Genomic DNA, 3,536 nt, shown 5'->3' with positions numbered 1-3,536 from the left:
TAACAATGTAGCGGAATTTATGGAGAAAAGGATCTCGACCAAGGGGAACAACCAACAATACGCCCGTATCCAGACTCAGAGCTGGAATGATGCGATGTCACGTCTGCTGGTTGTACGAAAAGCAGCTATGAAAGATAAGAAACAACTGTTTACTAATCTCTACCATCATATAAGCGAAGGACTGCTCCGGCAAAGTTTCCTTGAACTAAAACGGAAGTCAGCACCCGGATGCGACGGTGTTACGTGGGAAAGTTATGCGCTGCACTTGGATATTAACATCCAGACTTTACACCGACGTCTTCATTCGGGGAGTTATAAACCCAAGCCTGCAAGGCGAGTGTTTATCCGGTAACTTAGTTTGTAAGCGAAGTAATAACGCAACGCCATCATGATAATATCTGACGGATAATGCCGACCTGAAAAGTTAAGTACCATGATATTGATGCCCTCGAAAAATGTCGAAACATTATCAACACTTCGATTTACTTCGTCAACTTTGCGACAGAACCTTAAAATACGCTAGCCGTGTTTCAATCCCCGTTAAAACGACCAAAGCCTGCTCAGAGTTTGATTCGCTATTTTTATTGCAAATAAAATCACAAATACAACTCAAAAACAGGCTTTTTATTTCTTAAAACATAAAGGAATTATTTATAATTTAAATTAATCTGCAGTCCACTCCGCCCCCGTTCCAGGCGTTGCACCTAGAGAGTAATATGCGGCTGTGTAGCTGCCCCCCTGATAAGTAACTTTAGATCCGCCTTGATAAGGAACTGCTGCGAACCAGGCTGCACCATCTTCAGGATTCCATTCCCCTCCGGTTCCAGGCTCCCTGCCGAGTGAGTAATATGAAGCTGTAAAATTGACGTCATTATGTTTAACCTTTTCACCGCCGTTATAAACAACGGTTTTATCCCATTCTCCTTCAGGTACAGCCGGAGGCTCGCCCGGATCTGCGTATGCTGATTCATAAATGTTACAAGACGTACCATCAGACTCTATATTAAGTTGAATTGGATCATCTGGATTAACATGAGGCAGTGACGCTGTAAATGTTTTATTAAACTCATTAGTGCAATCTGCGGTTAAATATGTCAGCTGCTGCACAACAGCGTCAAATGGCATAGAAATATGTGTATTAGGTGTCAGCCAGTCATTTATCACGTTAGCACCATTCTCTGTGGCAGACATAAACATAGTCGATGCCTGAATATCATCCGAAACATAAACAGCCATGGTTTTATTTGGATCAACAGCGCCCTTTTCAGCAAAGGTTTTAATTGGAGCCGCGGTAATCATTGTTTCCAGCACTTTACCAAAATCGTCCTGATAACTGATCACGCCACCGGACTGATTATGGTCAAAGACCTCTCTTACAGCTGTTTCTATTGTTTGAATATCTTCGCTTGAATAAAATCCGTAATTACCAAGCAGTGTTAAATAAGCCTTCAGATCATCCCAGCTCAAAGGTGCATCATAAAAACTTCCGGAAGCCAGCAACTGCTTTGTCACGTCCGGAATCTGCCGTATATACCTTGTTCCGAAATCATTCTGTTTTGTAAAACAGTCCCAGTCGTTGGCGACATCCACACTTTTCATACAATGTTGAAATGTTTCCTCATCTTTTAGCGGCTGATCTTTTGCAGCATAAGGGCCGCGATTATACATAAAGGAAAGCATTTTACTCAGCACATCAGGATCTACCGAGCCCTGTATAAATTCATGCAGCCTGTTTTGCGGATCCGCTTGACCGGCCTCATTCTGATGCCACTCAAGCGAGCCGGTATTAATGCCTGTTACTGAGGCGTTGTAATATGCACTGGTTACCGCAGAGCCGAGTACATTCAGTGCAGGGCCGTTATTAGAGCTTAATACTGATTCCGGATTCATACTCTCAAATATAACCGGGAATCCACCGCTCCCGGCCCCCTGCAGTTCAGCCCAGCCGCTGCCCGGATATTCTACCTGCAGCACACCGTCATCATCGCCCTGCCCCCAGCCGTTTGTTGTATTTAAATCATCCCCGAGAGAGGACTCCTGCAGCGCTTTAGAAAGATAATAGTTCGGGCCCATATTACGCATGAAATATTCACCAAACTTTTCAGTGCCGTTATTAAACTTTTTGTTTAAATCAAATGTTCCTCCGTCTTTCAGCAGACCATACTGCATCTGCACCAGACTCTGCATCGAGGAGGTGGCAAATGCCATTGCCCATAATTTGTGCTCTTCAATAGTCAATGAAGATTCAGCATCTAAGATACTGATATTGACCGTCTTGGAATAATCCCCTTTCCAGTCAAGCTTTCTCTGCTCACAGGTTTCAGGATCAAGAACAAAGTCCTCGCCGTCTTCTTTTATATTACAATGATAATTCACTGTAGTATTATCAGCCAGCTTCAAACTGTAGTCCGGTGCACCGCCGGCAGACGGCAGCAGCGCTTCATAGTCACTTTTTGTCACGCTATAAGAAGCATTCGCCCCGCTTGACAACAATGCGATGCCGACACTTAATGCCAGCGTTGTTAATTTAAACATTATATAATCCTTAGATGAAATTATTTATCGACTGATTGTTTTTTCTCGAGTAAAACTTAAGAGTAATCTATGGTATTTATACATAAACGACTGATTTAACTTGTAAATATCATGAATTTATTTTTCTGTAATTCTACTCGGCGACACTACATCAAATGAACAGCAAGTATGTTGTACCTATCTTATTTATCTAGATATTATCGGACACCAGGCGTAGCATAAAGTGTCTGTGAGCACCATGCTTACAGTGCTTGATAATAACAACGGCTTAAAAAACAAATTTTTTCTTCATCGTTAAAGATCCACCTTTTTAGAAGGTAGCTTTGCTTTTTATCCCCTAAATAAGAGGCTACCCACAGCTCCATTTAATTATTAAAATTGTTCTTGTTGCTTTTTAAGCTTTTCTTGGTACTTAACATATTTATTAACCATTTCTGCATCTATGCCGATCGTATTAACACAATAACCTTTAGCCAAAAAGCTATTACCCAAATACGGTTTCTTTCTGGTTCTGTCGCAAATAGGTTTTTGAGTGAAAATAAAAATTTAATATTCATTAAAAACAGATACTTAAAAATCACAAAACACCAAAATTTGCTATTTGCGACAGAACCCCGCGACGTTTTGATCTTGCAGAGCCACATCACAGGTACCTTCGTTGATAGAGCCAGTAAAATTCACATGGTCATCGGCAGCATGTACCGCAGATGAAGAAATTCCAAGACTGATAGCAAGTAATGAATATTTTAAAAATGAGTTGTATTTAGTCTGCATAAATAATTCTCTTTGGAATTTAAAATAAAAACTGTTGGTCATCGTAGGCTCGACAACGAGGTCACTTATAATATGATCAATTTAAAAAAATTGTACCAATCAGATTCCGGGGGGAAATCCCACTGCTTGCTGTTTTAATGCAAAAGGCTCTTTCCACTTTCCTGTTGGTCAGATGTTCAGTATTCTGTAGCCGGTTCTGTCGCAAACTGAATATTAATATCTCAACT

Annotated in this window: 2 protein-coding genes and 2 pseudogenes; 1 reads left to right on the top strand and 3 read right to left on the bottom strand. The window is 41.0% G+C overall.

The features are described 5' to 3' along the window. Positions 1 to 352, top strand: a pseudogene (locus G337_RS29095) (hypothetical protein); the annotation flags it as partial. On the opposite strand, the pseudogene G337_RS28735 reads toward G337_RS29095, so the two are convergent. The 3 genes and pseudogenes from G337_RS28735 to G337_RS28730 all read right to left on the bottom strand — a co-directional run. Further along, positions 346 to 435: pseudogene (locus tag G337_RS28735) on the bottom strand (IS6 family transposase); the annotation flags it as partial. The pseudogenes G337_RS29095 and G337_RS28735 sit on opposite strands and share 7 nt — an antisense overlap. Before the next feature lie 228 nt (positions 436 to 663). After that, positions 664 to 2,535 (bottom strand): hypothetical protein, encoded by a 1,872-nt coding sequence (locus tag G337_RS0118775; protein ID WP_028865238.1) that lies wholly within the window; start codon positions 2,533 to 2,535, stop codon positions 664 to 666. Positions 2,536 to 3,132: 597 nt separating this feature from the next. Continuing rightward, positions 3,133 to 3,309 (bottom strand): hypothetical protein, encoded by a 177-nt coding sequence (locus G337_RS28730; protein WP_157619389.1) that lies wholly within the window; start codon positions 3,307 to 3,309, stop codon positions 3,133 to 3,135. Positions 3,310 to 3,536 lie beyond the last annotated feature (227 nt).

The organism is Psychromonas aquimarina ATCC BAA-1526 (genome assembly GCF_000428725.1).
In the GTDB taxonomy this organism is placed as follows: Bacteria; Pseudomonadota; Gammaproteobacteria; order Enterobacterales; family Psychromonadaceae; genus Psychromonas; species Psychromonas aquimarina.
The sequence above is the reverse complement of the archived record's forward strand: the minus strand, read 5'-3'. Positions and strand labels throughout refer to the sequence as shown.

Bases quoted from the DNA above. Each gene is read 5' to 3' on its own strand.
- G337_RS0118775 (WP_028865238.1), bottom strand. From the start codon at position 2,535: ATGTTTAAATTAACAACGCTGGCATTAAGTGTCGGCATCGCATTGTTG.
- G337_RS28730 (WP_157619389.1), bottom strand. From the start codon at position 3,309: ATGCAGACTAAATACAACTCATTTTTAAAATATTCATTACTTGCTATC.